The sequence below is a fragment of the Actinomadura formosensis NBRC 14204 genome (assembly GCF_001552155.1).
GTDB classification, from domain to species: Bacteria; Actinomycetota; Actinomycetes; order Streptosporangiales; family Streptosporangiaceae; genus Spirillospora; species Spirillospora formosensis.
The window spans coordinates 1-13168 of the sequence record NZ_BCQQ01000159.1 but is presented as its reverse complement, the minus strand read 5'-3'; the positions used below and the strand labels follow the sequence as shown (position 1 = coordinate 13168).

The 13168-nt window shown below is 76.0% G+C and carries 18 protein-coding genes; 12 read left to right on the top strand and 6 right to left on the bottom strand.

Translation table 11 applies throughout. The features are described 5' to 3' along the window. Nucleotides 1-161: 161 nt before the first annotated feature. The 9 genes from AF1_RS29010 (at nt 162) to AF1_RS28970 (ending at nt 7152) form a co-directional block, all read left to right on the top strand. The gene (locus AF1_RS29010; protein WP_084263446.1) at nt 162-830 is read left to right on the top strand and encodes a glycosyltransferase family 2 protein; all 669 of its coding nucleotides are present in this window, start codon (nt 162-164) and stop codon (nt 828-830) included. Then, nucleotides 827-1492: a TIGR04282 family arsenosugar biosynthesis glycosyltransferase gene (locus AF1_RS29005; RefSeq protein ID WP_067806403.1), complete on the top strand. Its 666-nt coding sequence runs from the start codon at nt 827-829 to the stop codon at nt 1490-1492. The genes AF1_RS29010 and AF1_RS29005 overlap by 4 nt, the downstream gene beginning before the upstream one ends. After that, nucleotides 1489-2121, top strand: coding sequence for a class I SAM-dependent methyltransferase (locus AF1_RS29000; protein WP_067806400.1), 633 nt, complete (start codon nt 1489-1491; stop codon nt 2119-2121). Before AF1_RS29005 ends, AF1_RS29000 begins: the two co-directional genes overlap by 4 nt. After that, nucleotides 2082-3272 carry a molybdopterin-dependent oxidoreductase gene (locus AF1_RS28995; RefSeq protein WP_084263444.1) on the top strand — a complete coding sequence of 397 codons (1191 nt, stop codon included), beginning with the start codon at nt 2082-2084 and terminating at the stop codon, nt 3270-3272. The genes AF1_RS29000 and AF1_RS28995 overlap by 40 nt, the downstream gene beginning before the upstream one ends. Continuing rightward, nucleotides 3269-3739: a hypothetical protein gene (locus AF1_RS28990; RefSeq protein ID WP_084263443.1), complete on the top strand. Its 471-nt coding sequence runs from the start codon at nt 3269-3271 to the stop codon at nt 3737-3739. The genes AF1_RS28995 and AF1_RS28990 overlap by 4 nt, the downstream gene beginning before the upstream one ends. Next, nucleotides 3736-5100 (top strand): hypothetical protein, encoded by a 1365-nt coding sequence (locus AF1_RS28985; protein WP_067806397.1) that lies wholly within the window; start codon nt 3736-3738, stop codon nt 5098-5100. Before AF1_RS28990 ends, AF1_RS28985 begins: the two co-directional genes overlap by 4 nt. 101 nt (nt 5101-5201) lie before the next feature. Continuing rightward, complete coding sequence (locus AF1_RS28980; RefSeq protein WP_067806393.1) at nt 5202-5804, top strand: DUF6058 family natural product biosynthesis protein; 603 nt, start codon at nt 5202-5204, stop codon at nt 5802-5804. 134 nt (nt 5805-5938) lie between these two features. Further along, the gene (locus AF1_RS28975; RefSeq protein WP_084263442.1) at nt 5939-6397 is read left to right on the top strand and encodes a DoxX family protein; all 459 of its coding nucleotides are present in this window, start codon (nt 5939-5941) and stop codon (nt 6395-6397) included. Between the two features lie 179 nt (nt 6398-6576). Next, entirely contained in the window at nt 6577-7152 is a 576-nt protein-coding gene (locus AF1_RS28970; RefSeq protein ID WP_067806390.1) for a TerD family protein, read from the top strand. 78 nt (nt 7153-7230) lie between these two features. On the opposite strand, the gene AF1_RS28965 is transcribed toward AF1_RS28970, so the two are convergent. Beyond that, complete coding sequence (locus AF1_RS28965; RefSeq protein WP_067806387.1) at nt 7231-7653, bottom strand: RidA family protein; 423 nt, start codon at nt 7651-7653, stop codon at nt 7231-7233. 4 nt (nt 7654-7657) lie between these two features. Beyond that, nucleotides 7658-7849: a hypothetical protein gene (locus tag AF1_RS28960; protein WP_067806385.1), complete on the bottom strand. Its 192-nt coding sequence runs from the start codon at nt 7847-7849 to the stop codon at nt 7658-7660. Between the two features lie 232 nt (nt 7850-8081). Between AF1_RS28960 and AF1_RS28955 the strand changes: the two genes are divergently transcribed. After that, nucleotides 8082-8870, top strand: a complete 789-nt coding sequence (locus AF1_RS28955) for an HAD-IIA family hydrolase (RefSeq protein WP_067806383.1) — start codon at nt 8082-8084, stop codon at nt 8868-8870. Here AF1_RS28955 and AF1_RS28950 read toward each other — a convergent pair. Next, nucleotides 8854-9306 (bottom strand): ester cyclase, encoded by a 453-nt coding sequence (locus tag AF1_RS28950; protein WP_067806382.1) that lies wholly within the window; start codon nt 9304-9306, stop codon nt 8854-8856. The genes AF1_RS28955 and AF1_RS28950 overlap by 17 nt on opposite strands. 52 nt (nt 9307-9358) lie before the next feature. Here AF1_RS28950 and AF1_RS28945 point away from each other — a divergent pair, with 52 nt between their 5' ends. After that, entirely contained in the window at nt 9359-9982 is a 624-nt protein-coding gene (locus tag AF1_RS28945) for an IMPACT family protein (RefSeq protein ID WP_067806379.1), read from the top strand. Between the two features lie 22 nt (nt 9983-10004). Here the strand turns inward: AF1_RS28945 and AF1_RS28940 are convergent, their stop codons facing one another. The 3 genes from AF1_RS28940 to AF1_RS28930 form a co-directional block, all read right to left on the bottom strand. Then, the gene (locus AF1_RS28940) at nt 10005-10793 is read right to left on the bottom strand and encodes an alpha/beta fold hydrolase (protein WP_067806376.1); all 789 of its coding nucleotides are present in this window, start codon (nt 10791-10793) and stop codon (nt 10005-10007) included. Between the two features lie 118 nt (nt 10794-10911). After that, nucleotides 10912-12150 carry an RNA polymerase sigma factor gene (locus AF1_RS28935; protein ID WP_067806412.1) on the bottom strand — a complete coding sequence of 413 codons (1239 nt, stop codon included), beginning with the start codon at nt 12148-12150 and terminating at the stop codon, nt 10912-10914. A gap of 44 nt (nt 12151-12194) precedes the next feature. Further along, nucleotides 12195-12545 carry a YciI family protein gene (locus AF1_RS28930; RefSeq protein ID WP_067806372.1) on the bottom strand — a complete coding sequence of 117 codons (351 nt, stop codon included), beginning with the start codon at nt 12543-12545 and terminating at the stop codon, nt 12195-12197. A gap of 202 nt (nt 12546-12747) precedes the next feature. Between AF1_RS28930 and AF1_RS28925 the strand changes: the two genes are divergently transcribed. Continuing rightward, nucleotides 12748-13168, top strand: a 421-nt coding sequence (locus AF1_RS28925; RefSeq protein ID WP_217999856.1) for a sulfite exporter TauE/SafE family protein, incomplete at its 3' end; no start/stop codon positions are given.

Below are 13168 nucleotides of genomic sequence, written 5' to 3'. Positions count from 1 at the left end.
CGGCGACGTCCGCCACATCGTCGCCCGGCCCGACCGGGCCCGCCGCGAACTGGGCTTCACCCCCGCGGTGGCGTTCGCCGCCGGCATGGCCGAGTTCGCCCGCCCGCCCGTCACCGGTTCGTAAGGGTCGTTCCCCCGTCACCGAAAGTAGCGTCAGGTCCGTGATCGATGTGCTTCTCCCGTGCCTCAACGAGGCCGAGGCCCTGCCCTGGGTCCTGACCCGGATGCCGGACGGGTTCCGGCCCCTGGTCGTCGACAACGCCTCCACCGACGGCTCCGCCCGCGTCGCCGCGGCCCACGGCGCCCGCGTCGTGCCGGCCGCCGACCGCGGCTTCGGCGCCGCCTGCCACGCCGGGCTGCTGGCCGCCGAAAGCGAGGTCGTGTGCGTGATGGACGCCGACGCCTCCCTCGACCCGGCCGAACTGCCCCGGCTGGCCGCCGCGCTCGGCGACCTGGAGGAGGCCGGCAGGCCGGCGCTGGTGCTCGGCCGGCGGCGGCCGTGCGGGCGGGGCGCGTGGCCACCGCACGCCCGCCTCGGCAACGCCGTCCTGGCCCGCTCGCTGAACCGGCGCGCCGGCACCCGCCTGCACGACCTCGGCCCGATGCGCGCCGCCCGCCGCGACGCCCTGCTGGCCCTCGGCCTGCGCGACCGCCGGTTCGGCTACCCGCTGGAGATGGTGCTGCGCGCCGCCCACGCCGGATGGCGGATCGGCGAGATCGACGTCGCCTACCGTCCCCGCACCGGCGTGTCGAAGGTGACCGGCACGGTCGGCGGGACGGTCCGCGCCGTCCGCGACATGCGCCGCGTCCTGGCGCAGGTGACGCCGTGAACGCCACGAATCCCGCCACGGATCCCGGCGCGGATCTCATCGTCATCGCCAAAGAGCCCGTGCCCGGGCGGGTCAAGACGCGCCTGACCTCCGCCTACACCCCCGCGGAGGCCGCCGCGCTGGCCGAGGCGGCGCTGCGCGACACCCTCGCCGCGGCCGCCGCCGCCCCGGCCGTGCGCCGGACCCTCGCGCTCGCCGGGACCCCCGGCCCGTGGCTGCCGGGCGGCTTCACCGTCGTCGCCCAGCGCGGCGGCGGCCTGGACGAGCGCCTGGCCGCCGCGTTCACCGACGCGTGGGCCGGCCGCCCCCTCGTCCTCATCGGGATGGACACCCCCCAGGTCACGCCCGCGCTCCTGGCGCGGGCCGCGCGGCTGCTGGCCCGGTGCGACGCGGTGTTGGGGCCCGCCCGCGACGGCGGGTTCTGGCTGCTCGGGCTGCGCCGCCCCCAGGCGCGGCTGCTGCGCGGCGTCCCGATGTCGCGCCCCGACACCGGGACGGTGCAACTCGCGCGGCTGCGCGACGCGGGGCTGCGGGTCGGGCTGCTGCCCGAGCTGACCGACGTCGACACCCCCGCCGACGCGCGCGCCGTCGCCGCGATGGCCGGGGGCGGCCGGTTCGCCGCCGCCGTGCGGGCCCTGGGCACGCGGACCGTCCGGCCATGATCGGCGAACTGTACGAGGAGGCGCTGCGGGGCGGCGCGCGCGTCGAGATCGAACACGCCGACGGCCGCCGCCGCCCGCTGCCCGTCCAGGACTGGCTCGCGGCCCGGCCCGGTGACGGCGGGCTGCTGGACCGCTGCGAGGGCGCCACCCTGGACGTCGGGTCGGGGCCGGGCCGCCTCACCGTCGCGCTCGCCCGGCGCGGCGTCCCGGTCCTGGGCATCGACCTGGCCCCCGCCGCGGTCGCGCTGACCGTCGCGGCCGGCGGGCCCGCGCTGTGCCGGGACGTGTTCGGCCGCGTGCCCGGCACCGGACGCTGGCGCACCGTGCTGCTCGCCGACGGCAACATCGGCATCGGCGGGGACCCCGTCGCGCTGCTGCGCCGCGTCCTGGCGCTGCTGGCCCCCGGCGGCCGGGTCCTGCTGGAGGCCGAGCCGCCCGGCGCCGGGTTCCGGGTCGAGCCGCTGCGGCTGCGCTCGGGCCGCTCGGTCGGCGACTGGTTCACCTGGGCGCACGTGTCCGCCGACGCCGTCGCCGGGCTCGCCGCCGCCTGCACCGCGACCGTGACCGAACTCTGGGAGGAGGCCGACCGATGGTTCGTCGCCCTGCGCTCCGGAAACCCGCGTCGCTGAAACCCGGGGCCTGGAAACCCGCGCTTGCGCGGCTCCCGGCGGCGGTCACGACGCTGCCGGGCCGGTTCACCAGCCGGCTGCACGACGAGCGGGTCGCGTCCCTGCTCGGCATCGCGCTCGGCGCCGGCGTCCTGGTCTCGTTCGGCACCGGGCTGGTCAGCCACTTCATGCAGCAGCCCGCCGGGTGGACGCGGTGGCCGTCGCGTCCGGTGAACCTGTACCGGGTCACCCAGGGCGTGCACGTCATCGGCGGGCTGGCGACGGTGCCGCTGCTGCTGGCCAAGCTGTGGACGGTCTACCCCCGGCTGTGGCAGTGGCCGCCGGTCGGGTCCCTGGCCCACGGGGCGCGGCGGCTGCTGGTCTTCGCCCTGGTCGGCGCGGCCCTGTTCCAGTCCGTCACCGGGGTGCTGAACATCGGCTACTGGTATGCGTTCGGGTTCTTTTTCACCACCGCGCACTACTGGACGGCCTACATCCTCCTCGGGGCGCTGGTCATCCACGTGGCCGGTCAATGGCCCAGGGCGCGCCGGGCCGTGATGACCCGGCCGCAGGACGCGGTGGGACGCCGCGGCTTCCTGCTGACCGTCGCCGCCGCGAGCGGAGCGGTCGCCCTGACCACCGCGGGGGAGGCGGCCACCCCGCTGGCGCGGCTGGCGGTGCTGGCGCCGCGGCGCCCGGGAAACGGGCCGCAGGGCGTCCCGGTCAACAGATCGGCCGCCGCGACCGGCGTCACCTCCCTGGCCCGCGACCCCGGCTGGCGGCTCACCGTGACCGGCCGCGTCACACGGCCGCTCACCCTGACCCTGGCCGACCTGCGCGCACTGCCGCAGCACACCGCGCGGCTGCCCATCTCCTGCGTGGAGGGCTGGAGCGTGGAAGCGACCTGGCGGGGAGTGCGGCTGCGGGACGTGCTGCACCTGGCCGGCGTCGCGGGCGACGCGCGGGTGCGGGTGGAGTCGCTGGAACGCCACGGGCGTCACCGCGCCTCCCAGGTCGATCCGCCGCACTGGCACGACCCGCTGACCCTGCTGGCCCTGGGCCTGAACGGGGCGCCCCTCGCCCTGGACCACGGCTATCCCTGCCGCCTGATCGCGCCGAACCGGCCCGGGGTCATGCAGACCAAATGGGTGCATCGGGTGGTGGTCTGGTGAAGACCCGGATCGTGGCGTACGCGGCGGGCCTGGCGCTCATCGCGCTGGGGCTGCGCGGGATCGTCATGGACGTTCCCGTCACCGCGTGGGCCGCATGGTTCGCGGGGGCGGTGCTCGTGCACGACGGCGTCCTGGTCCCGGTGGTGCTGGCCGCGGGGCTGCTCACCGGGCCGCTGCCCGGCCGGTACCGGCGCATCGTGCGTGCCGCGCTGCTCGTCGGCGCGTGCGTCACCGCGGTCGCGCTCCCACTCGTCCTGGGTCATGGGCGCCGCGCCGACGAGCCGTCCCGCCTCCCGCTGCCCTACGAACGCAACCTGGCGGTCGTGCTGGGCTGCATCGCCGCCGCGGCGGCCTGCGCCGCCGTGGCCCGCGCGGTCATCGCCCGCGCGGTCATCGTTCACCGCGGGCGCCGGGGCGGCGGTGCGGCGCGCGCCGCACCGCCGGCGGGAAAGGGACCGGGCCGGTGACCCTCACCGATGCCGGCGGGCACGCGGCGGCAACGCGGCGGCGGGCCTGGCCCGGGTGGGTGGCCGTCGCGGTGTGGGCGGCCGGGATCGCGGCCGCGTTCGCCACGGGCTGGTACCTGCGGCGCGCCGGCCTGGCGACCGAGGACCGGCTGCCCCCACTGCATGCGCAGGCGCGGGAGCGGCCACTGACCTGGGAGCTGCTGCCGGCGGCGGTGCTGGCGGCGGTCGCGGTCGCGGCGCTGCCGACGCTGGCGGCGCGGCTGCCGTGGCGGACGCTGCCGCTTTTGACCTGGGCGGGTGCCGCGGCGTGGACGGTGGCGCTGGCGGTGAGCGACGGCCCGGACGCGGCGGCGGCGCCGCTGAACGCGCCGACCGAATACCCGGCGGGCCTGGCGCGGTTGCGCCCCGACCCGCTCGCGTGGCTGCGGACGTTCACCGAGCGGCTCGGCGGCTACCCCACGCACGTGCGGGGGCATCCGCCGCTGCCGATGCTGGTGCTGTGGGCGCTGGACAAGGCCGGGCTCGGCGGCACCGGCTGGGCGGCGGCGCTGGTCATCGCGGCGGGAACGTCCGCGGCCGCCGCGATCACGGTCACGGTGCGGTGCCTGGCGGGCGAGCGGGCGGCGCGGGCGGCGGTGCCGTTCCTGGTGCTGGCGCCGCTGGCGGTGTGGGTGGCGACCGCGATGGATGCGTTCTTCCTGGCCGTGAGCGCGTGGGGCACGGCGCTGCTCGCCCTGGCCGCGCGCCGGGCGGGGGCGGGCGCACTCGCCCCCGCCGCGGCGGGCGGGCTGCTGCTGGGGTGCCTGCCCTATCTGAGCTACGGGCTGCTGCCGCTGTTCGCGGTGCCGCTGGCGGTGCTGCTGCTGACCCGCCCGCGGGCCCGGATGCTCGCGGCCGTGGCGGCGGGCCTGGCAGTGGTGCCCGCGGCGTTGACGCTGCTGGGGTTCTGGTGGCCGGACGGGGTCCGCGCCACCCTGGACACCTACCTGGTCAGCCGCGGGTCGGCGCAGCGGTCATACGCCTACTTCCTGTTCGCGAACGTGGCCGTGCTGGGGCTGCTGACCGGCCCGGCGGTCGCGCACGCGCTGCCCACCACGCTGGGGGCACTGCGCGGCGCGGCGCGAGCGCGGGCCGTGTCACCACCGGCGGCGGTGGCGGCACTGGCGGCGGCGGCACTGGTGGGCGTGCTCGTCCTGGACGCGTCGGGAGTGACGCGCGGCGAGGTCGAGCGGATCTGGGTGCCGTTCGCGGCGTGGCCGCTGGCCGCGGCGTCCCTGCACCGGACCGCCCCGCGGGCATGGATGGCCGCGCAGGCGGTGACCGCGCTGGCCGTCCAGGCGCTCGTGCTGTCGCCCTGGTGAACCGGCCCCGCGAGCCGGCCCCGTGAGCGTCCTTCGCGTCGCCCTTTTGCGCGGCCATGGTTCGCCCGGCGCCGAAACGACCGCGGGTTAGCGTCGGCGGCATGGACAACCGCGACCTGAAAGCACGGCTGGCCGCGCGGTTCCGCGAGGTCAACGGCGACCACCCGATGACGGCGGCCGACGACGCCTACGTCACCGCCTGGTACACCGGCCTGCGGGAGGTGTGCCGCGCCGCCGGCCGCGACACCGGCGAGACGCGGCGGCTGATGCTGGCCGGGCGGCTGCCGCTGCCCGCCTACCTGCGCTCGGACGGCACCGAGATGGTGCCGTCCGACCTGTTCGCCCTCGCCGACGCGGCCGGCGGCGTGGACGCCCTGCACGGATGGTTCGTCGCCCACTGGGACGACCCCGCGGCCGGTGAGGAGGAATGGGCCGCCTACCTCAGCGGCCAGTACGTGTGCCTGCGGACGGTGTCGCCCCGCACCGTCCAGGCCAAGGCCGCGCTGGTCGCCGCGATCACCGCGGCGCCGGGACGGCCGGACGCCGGTACACCGGCCTGGACGCGCCGGCTGCACCGCCTGGTCGACGAACTGGACGCGCTGGAGCCGCCGTTCACCGCCTACGACCGGCTGCGGTTCGGGGGCCCGGTGTCCCGCGAGGTGTGCATCGACGCCGTCCGCGCCCGCTGGCCGCGCACCGCCTGACCCCCACGGGACAGGGCCGGCGGCGGCGAAAAAATCGTGCGGAAAAAAATCCGGCGGGATGTCGATCCGGCGGGAGCCCGCGCGACGCGTCAGTGAAAAGCCGATGAGACGCACCGCGCGAAAGGACCACCGCCATGACCGCTCAGACCACCCGCACCCCCCAGGCCCGCACCCCCCAGGCCCGCGCCGCCGTCACCGGCCCGGCCGCGGACGGCCGCCGCACCCTGCGCAAGGTGCTGTGGGCGGCGCAGATCCTGCTCGCCGCGTTCCTGCTGGTCGCCTCGGGCCTGCCCAAGCTGGCCGGGCAGGCCGACGCGGTCGAGACGTTCACCGAGATCGGCTGGGGCCAGTGGTTCCGGTACGTGACCGGCGTGGTCGAGATCGCCGGCGCGGTCGGGCTGGTGATCCCGCGGCTGGCCGGGCTGGCCGCGACCGGGCTGATCGGCCTGATGGCCGGCGCGATCCTCACCCAGGTGCTGGTGCTGGAGCCGGCGTGGAGCGCGCTGCCCGCCGCGTTCGCGGTCGTGTTCGCCGCGGTCGCCTGGGACCGGCGCGCCGAGTCCCGCCGGGTGCTGCGCGCGCTGAAGCGCTGACCGCGTTTCCGTCCCGGCCGCCGGGCCCCGTCCCCTACGCTCGGGACGGGGCGAAACGGCACGCCACGCCGCGAATCCGCCGAGTGGACGGGGGAACCGGCGAGGGGTGGCTACCGTTCTGGTAAGACAGACCGATCGCGGGTGACCGCACCCGCAGGCCGATACGGAGGTAGACAACAGTGGGAGTCAGTCTGAGCAAGGGCGGCAACGTCTCGCTGACCAAGGAGGCTCCCGGACTGACCGCCGTCGTGGTCGGTCTGGGCTGGGACGTGCGGACCACGACCGGCGCCGACTTCGACCTGGACGCCAGCGCCCTGCTGTGCTCGGCGGAGAACAAGGTCCTGTCGGATCAGCACTTCGTGTTCTTCAACAACCTCAAGAGCCCGGAGGGCTCGGTCGAGCACACCGGCGACAACCTCACCGGTGAGGGCGAGGGCGACGACGAGCAGATCAAGGTCAACCTCGGTGGTGTCCCGGCCGAGGTGTCCAAGATCGTGTTCCCGGTGTCGATCTACGACGCCGACAGCCGCCAGCAGAACTTCGGGCAGGTCCGCAACGCGTTCATCCGCGTGGTGAACCAGGCAGACAACAGCGAGATCGCCCGCTACGACCTGTCGGAGGACGCCTCGACCGAGACCGCGATGGTCTTCGGCGAGCTGTACCGCCACGGCGCCGAGTGGAAGTTCCGCGCGGTGGGCCAGGGCTACGCATCGGGCCTGTCGGGCATCGCCTCCGACTTCGGCGTGAACGTCTGAGCGTCGTCCGGCGCGCACACCCGAGGGTGTGCTGGGGCGTCCCGGGAGACCCGGGACGCCCCCCCTTTTTTGGTCCGGCTAGGTGGCGGGGACGACGGCGAGGGCTTCGATCTCGATGAGCAGGTCGTCGCGGACGAGCCGGGACACCTCGATCAGCGCCGCGGCGGGCGACACGCCCTCGGGGACGAACTCGGCGCGGACCGCGCGCACGACGCCGACGCCGCCCGCGTCCCGCAGGAAGTACCCGAGCCGCACGACGTGCTCCCAGCGGGCGCCGGCGGCGGTCAGCGCGGCCTCCAGGTTGGTGAACACCTGCCGGGTCTGGGCCTCCAGATCGCCGCGGCCGACGAGGTTCCCCGCGGCGTCCAGGGCGATCTGCCCGCTGACGACCACCAGCCGGCCGGGCACGTCGACGGAGATCACATGGCTGTAGCCGGGGCCGGGCGCCAGGCCGGGCGCGTCGATCTGCCGGATGCCGGAGCGCGGATCGTTGCTTGTCACAAGATCACCCTACGCGCTCGGGCGGCCGGGGCCGGCCGAGGAGCTCCACGCGCGGCCCGGTCTTGCGGGTCTTGCCGCCGGGGCTGCCGGGCAGGCCCGGCCCGCGGAACCAGAGACGGCGGCGAAGCGGCCGGTCCGCGGGGTGCCCCGTGCTCGGCCGCTCACCCCGCGCCGCGACGGCCAGCCCGGCGAGCATGAACGCCGAGCCGAGGGCGCACCCCGGCGGCGACGGGAATCCGGCGCCGCCGCGACCGGCTGGTCGCGGCGCTGGCGCCGTCCGGCCTGTCCGCGCAGGGCATCGCAGCGGTCCTGCACGCCGTCACCGCCGGCTGACGGCACGACCCGAGCCGACACGCCCCGGCCGCCCTGTAACGGCTTGGCCACCCTGTAACGGCCGGGCAAAGATCCTCACCTGCGACAATGGGGACATGACCGAACGCGGGCCGATCGAGTACTGGCTGTCGGACATGGACGGAGTGCTGGTCCACGAGGGCCGTCCCGTCCCCGGCGCCGAGGAGTTCGTGCGCCGGCTGTCGGCGTCCGGCAAGCCGTTCCTGGTCCTGACCAACAACTCGATCTACACGCGCCGGGACCTGTCGGCCCGGCTGGCGGCGGCGGGCCTGCAGGTCCCGGCCGGGTCGATCTGGACCTCGGCGCTGGCGACCGCCCGGTTCCTGGCCGACCAGCGCCCCGCGGGGTCGGCGTATGTGATCGGGGAGGCGGGGCTGACCACGGCGCTGCACGAGGCCGATTTCGTCCTCACCGACATCGACCCCGACTATGTGGTGCTGGGGGAGACCCGCACCTACAGCTTCTCCCAGATCACCCGCGCGATCCGGCTGATCGAGGGCGGCGCGCGGTTCGTGGCGACCAACCCCGACCCGGTCGGCCCGTCCCCGGAGGGGTCGCTGCCCGCGTGCGGCGCGGTCGCCGCGATGATCACCCGTGCGACGGGGGTGGAGCCCTACTTCGTCGGCAAGCCGAACCCGCTGATGATGCGGACGGCGCTGAACGTGGTCGGCGGGCACAGCGAGCGCACCGCGATGATCGGTGACCGGATGGACACCGACATCGTCGCCGGCATCGAGGCGGGGCTGGAGACGATCCTGGTGCTGACCGGCGTGACCCGCAAAGACGAGATCGCCCGGTTCCCGTTCCGGCCGCACCGCGTCGTCCCCTCGATCGCCGACCTCATCGACCTCATCGACCTCGTCTGACCCGCCCCGGGCCGGTGTGCGGGGCGGGCCGGCCGACGGCGCCGAGCGCGGTCATCAGGCCCAGCGCGTCGGAGACCACCCAGTACTCGGTGAACCGGCCGCCCTCGGCGCGGAAGATGTCGTGCCCGCTGAACGACACGCGTGTGCCGGGCGCGGCGGTCGCTCCCGCAATGCCGCCGCGGTAGGAGCCGTGGAAGCTCCACCCGGCGGCGACCATGCCGTCGCCGACGACCGGCCCGACGTCGAGGGTGGTGCTGACGTCGCCGAAGTACTCCCGGGAGCGGCGGACCTGCTCGATCGCCCCGGCCGGGCCGTGCACCTGGAGGTCTGGCCAGTGCCCGGTGAAGCCGGGGGCGAGGATCTCCTCCGCCACGGCGTAGTCTCCGTTCCACACCTGGAAAAGCCAGCGCCGGTAAAGCGCGTCCAATGTCTGCATCCCCAGAGACTGACCGGCAGCGCGGCCCGGCAAACATAGACTCGGAGACGCCATGCGCACGATCAGACAGGGCGGCTCCCACGAGCTGGAGATCCGCAGATCCCGGTTCATCTGCACGCTCGCCCGCGCCGCCGACGAGGCCGAGGCGACGGCGTTCATCGCCGGGCACCGGCGGGCGCACCGCGACGCCACCCACAACTGCACCGCCTACGTGGTCGGCGGACACGGCGAGATCACCAAGAGCAGCGACGACGGCGAACCGGCCGGGACGGCGGGCATCCCCATGCTGGAGGTGCTGGTGCGGCGCGGCCTGACCGGCACGGCCGCGGTCGTCACCCGCTACTTCGGCGGGGTGAAGCTCGGCGCGGGCGGCCTGGTGCGCGCCTACACGCAGGCGGTCGCCGACACCATCGACGCCGTCGGGGTGGTGGAACTGCGCCCGGTGGTGACGGTCACCGTGGGCGTCGACCACGCGCTGGCGGGACGGTTCCTCGGCGACCTGCACGCCCGCGGCCACCAGCCCGGCGACGTCCGCTACGGCACCGGCGTGGAGGCCGATGTGGCGGTGCCCACCGCGGACCTGGAGGCGTTCGAGGCGTGGGCGGCCGAGGTCACCGCCGGGCGGGCCACGGTGCGGCGCGGCACACCCGGCCACATCGAGGTCCCGGTGACCTGACCCCGGGTCAGGCGGCCCCGGGTCAGGCGGCGAGGAACCCGGCCAGGACGGGCGCCAGGACCTCGGGGGCGACGTCGTGGGTCTGGCCCTCCAGGGTGCGGTGCGTCCCGGCGGGCAGCAGCGCGGCGACACGGCGGGCGGTGTCGCGCATCCAGGCGGGGCTGGCGCCGCCGTCCAGGACGAGCGCGGGTACGGTGACCCGCTCGATGAGGGCCTCGGGCATCGCGCCGCCGGCGGCGTCGTCCATGACGGCCGAGTCGTAGGCGAGGGTGGGCGCGAGCGCCTCCAGCGCGGGCCACATCGGCGCGCCCCGCATCTGCCGCACCATCTCCTCCGGCATCCCGACACCGGTCATGAACAGCGCGAGCGCGTCGCCGCGGCGGCCGTCGGCCAGCAGCACGGTCAGCTCGGTGTGGTAGGCGCGGGCGCGGGTGAGCCGGTCGTCGTGCCCGGAGTGGAAAGGCGGCTCGTACAGCGCGAGCCGGGTGATGGGCAGCCCGCGGGCGGCGCCGCGCAGCGCCAGCACCGCGCCCGACGACATCCCGTACACCGCGGCGGACCCGCCGGCCGCGTCGATCACGGCGGCCAGGTCCTCGATCTCACGGTCGACGGAGTAGGGCTGGGTGTCGCCGCTGTCACCGCGGCCCCGCCGGTCATAGGTGAGGACGGTGTGACGCTCCGCGAGCAGCCCGGCGAGCGCGGCACCGGAGCCGCGGTCGTTGAGGGCGCCGCCGACGTGGACGAGGGCGGGCCCCGCGCCGGTCCGGTCGCAGGCGATGCGGGTGCCGTCCTTGGAGTACACGGTTTCCATGTGGGTGTCCCTTCCCAGGCTGGCGGCCTTCGAAGGTGTCGCAGGCCGTTTCACCCCACCGACGAACGGCACGGCCCCCTGCGGACACCCCGCGGCGGGAAATTTTTCGGCGGGTTTTTCAGGTGAGTTCGCCGAGGCGGCGGGCGAGGTAGCGGCGTTCGGCGTCGTTGGCGGCCAACTCCAGGGCGCTGCGGTAGGCGGCGGCGGCCTCGGCGCGGCGGCCCAGCCGCCGCAGCAGGTCGGCGCGGGTGGCGGGCAGCAGATGGTAGCCGGCCAGGGTCCCGGCGCGGTCGAGTTCGTCGACCAGGGCGAGCCCGGCGGCGGGACCGCGGGCCATGCCGACCGCGACGGCGCGGTTCAACGCCACGACCGGGGACGGCACGAGCCGCTCCAGCCGCTCGTACAGGACGGCGATCTGGGGCCAGTCGGTGGCGGCGGCGTCGGGTGCGGTGGCGTGGCAGGCGGCGATCGCGGCCTGGACCTGGTAGGGGCCGGCGGGTGGCCGGTCCGGGGCGGGCGCCAGCGCGTCCTCCAGCAGGGCGACGCCCTCGGCGATCTCGGCGGCGTCCCACCGGGACCGGTCCTGGTGTTCCAGGGGGACCAGGACACCGGCGGTGTCGGTGCGGGCGGCCGAGCGGGCGTCGTGCAGCAGCATCAGCGCCAGCAGGCCGCGCGCCTCGCGTTCGGCGGGCAGCAGGGCGGTCAGCAGCCGGGCCAGCCGGATCGCCTCCCCGCACAGGGCGCGGCGCTGCAACCCGTCCCCGCCGCCGGCGGTGTAGCCCGCGTTGAACAGCAGATACAGCACGCCGAGGACGGCGGTGAGACGCTCGGGCAGCAGGTCGGGCGGCGGAACGCGGTAGGGGATGCCCGCGTCGCGGATCTTGCGTTTGGCTCGGGTGAGGCGCTTGGACATCGCCTCCTGCCCGACCAGGAACGCGCGGGCGATCTCGCCGGTGGTCAGCCCGGCCAGGGTCCGCAGGGTGAGGGCGACGCGGGCCTCCAGCGGCAGCGCGGGATGGCAGCAGGTGAACATCAGCCGCAGCCGGTCGTCACCGAACCCGCCCGCCTCACCCGCCTCACCCGGTTCGGCGGGGTCTTCGGGGGGTGCGATGCGGGCGAGTTTGCGGGCGCCGGCGGCGTCGCGGCGGACCCGGTCCAGGGCGCGGTTGCGGGCGACGGTGGTCAGCCAGGCGCCGGGACGGGACGGGACACCGTCGCGGGGCCAGCGTTCCAGCGCGGCGGTGAAGGCGTCCTGCGCGCATTCCTCGGCCAGGTCCCAGTCGCCGGTCAGCCGGATCAACGTCGCCACGACCTGCCCCCACTCGGCGCGGAACGCCGCCGTGACGGCCCCCGCCACACCCCCCGCCCCGGCGGCTTCCGCGGCGCCTTGCGCGGTGGCGGTCACGCCTGCGCGGGGCCCGGTTCCTCGACCGGGCGGATCTCGATCTGGCCGAGTTCGGCCCACGGGTGCCGGGCGGCGATCTCGATCGCCTCCGCCAGGCCGGAGCACTCGATGATGCTGAACCCGCCGATCTGGTCCTTGGTCTCGGCGAACGGCCCGTCGGTGAGCAGCACCTCCGCACCGCGCACCTTCACGGTGGTGGCGCTGCTGGCCGGTGCGAGCCCGGCGCCGCCGCGGATGACGCCGCGGCCGGTCATCTCCTGCGACCAGCCGCCGCAGCCGGTCGCGGCGGCGCGCGCGGGATCGGTCCCGGCGGTCTCGTCACTGCAGATCATGAGCACGTAGCGCACGGCTTGCCCCCCTGGTCCCGGCGGGCGGGGCGTCCCACCCGCCGGCCAGGATGCCAGACCCGCGCCCGTCCGGCCATCGGACGCGGACGGCGGTGTAGCGTGTGCGGCGATGAGCGCGGGCACGGCCATCGGCGGCCATGGGCGGGCGGGGACTCCGCCGGCCGCCGCCACGGCGCCGGCCGGCCGCTGAGGGGACGGGCCGGTGGCCGGGCTGGAGCCGGGTGCGCTCGCGGGGCTGATGCTGCTGGCGCTGGCGGCTGGGGTCGGGATCACCGCGGTGGGGCCGGGCGGGGTGCTGATCACCGTGGGGCTGTTCACGTTCACGGCGCTGCCGCCGGCGCAGGTGGCGGGGACGGCGATCGTCACCAATGTCGCGACGGGCCTGCTGGGCACGGCCGTCTACACCCGGTCGGGGCAGTTGCGGGAGCCGGGCACGCGGCGGACGGCGGCGCTGCTGGCGGGCGGCGCGGTCGTGGGGACACCGCTGGGGGTGCTGCTGAACGGGCTGGTGACGGGCCGGATGTTCGGGGTGCTGCTGGGGATCTTCCTCGCGCTGGTGGCGGTGCTGGTGCTGTGGCGGCGCCCGCCCGGCGCGCGGGCCGCCGGCGAGCTGGGCCGGCCGG

What these genes read in the sequence shown, in the direction of transcription:
- AF1_RS29000 (WP_067806400.1), top strand. Translation starts at nt 1,489, where the DNA reads ATGATCGGCGAACTGTACGAGGAGGCGCTGCGGGGCGGCGCGCGCGTC.
- AF1_RS28995 (WP_084263444.1), top strand. Translation starts at nt 2,082, where the DNA reads ATGGTTCGTCGCCCTGCGCTCCGGAAACCCGCGTCGCTGAAACCCGGG.
- AF1_RS28980 (WP_067806393.1), top strand. Translation starts at nt 5,202, where the DNA reads ATGGACAACCGCGACCTGAAAGCACGGCTGGCCGCGCGGTTCCGCGAG.
- AF1_RS28975 (WP_084263442.1), top strand. Translation starts at nt 5,939, where the DNA reads ATGACCGCTCAGACCACCCGCACCCCCCAGGCCCGCACCCCCCAGGCC.
- AF1_RS28960 (WP_067806385.1), bottom strand. Translation starts at nt 7,849, where the DNA reads ATGCTCGCCGGGCTGGCCGTCGCGGCGCGGGGTGAGCGGCCGAGCACG.
- AF1_RS28955 (WP_067806383.1), top strand. Translation starts at nt 8,082, where the DNA reads ATGACCGAACGCGGGCCGATCGAGTACTGGCTGTCGGACATGGACGGA.
- AF1_RS28950 (WP_067806382.1), bottom strand. Translation starts at nt 9,306, where the DNA reads ATGCAGACATTGGACGCGCTTTACCGGCGCTGGCTTTTCCAGGTGTGG.
- AF1_RS28945 (WP_067806379.1), top strand. Translation starts at nt 9,359, where the DNA reads ATGCGCACGATCAGACAGGGCGGCTCCCACGAGCTGGAGATCCGCAGA.
- AF1_RS28940 (WP_067806376.1), bottom strand. Translation starts at nt 10,793, where the DNA reads ATGGAAACCGTGTACTCCAAGGACGGCACCCGCATCGCCTGCGACCGG.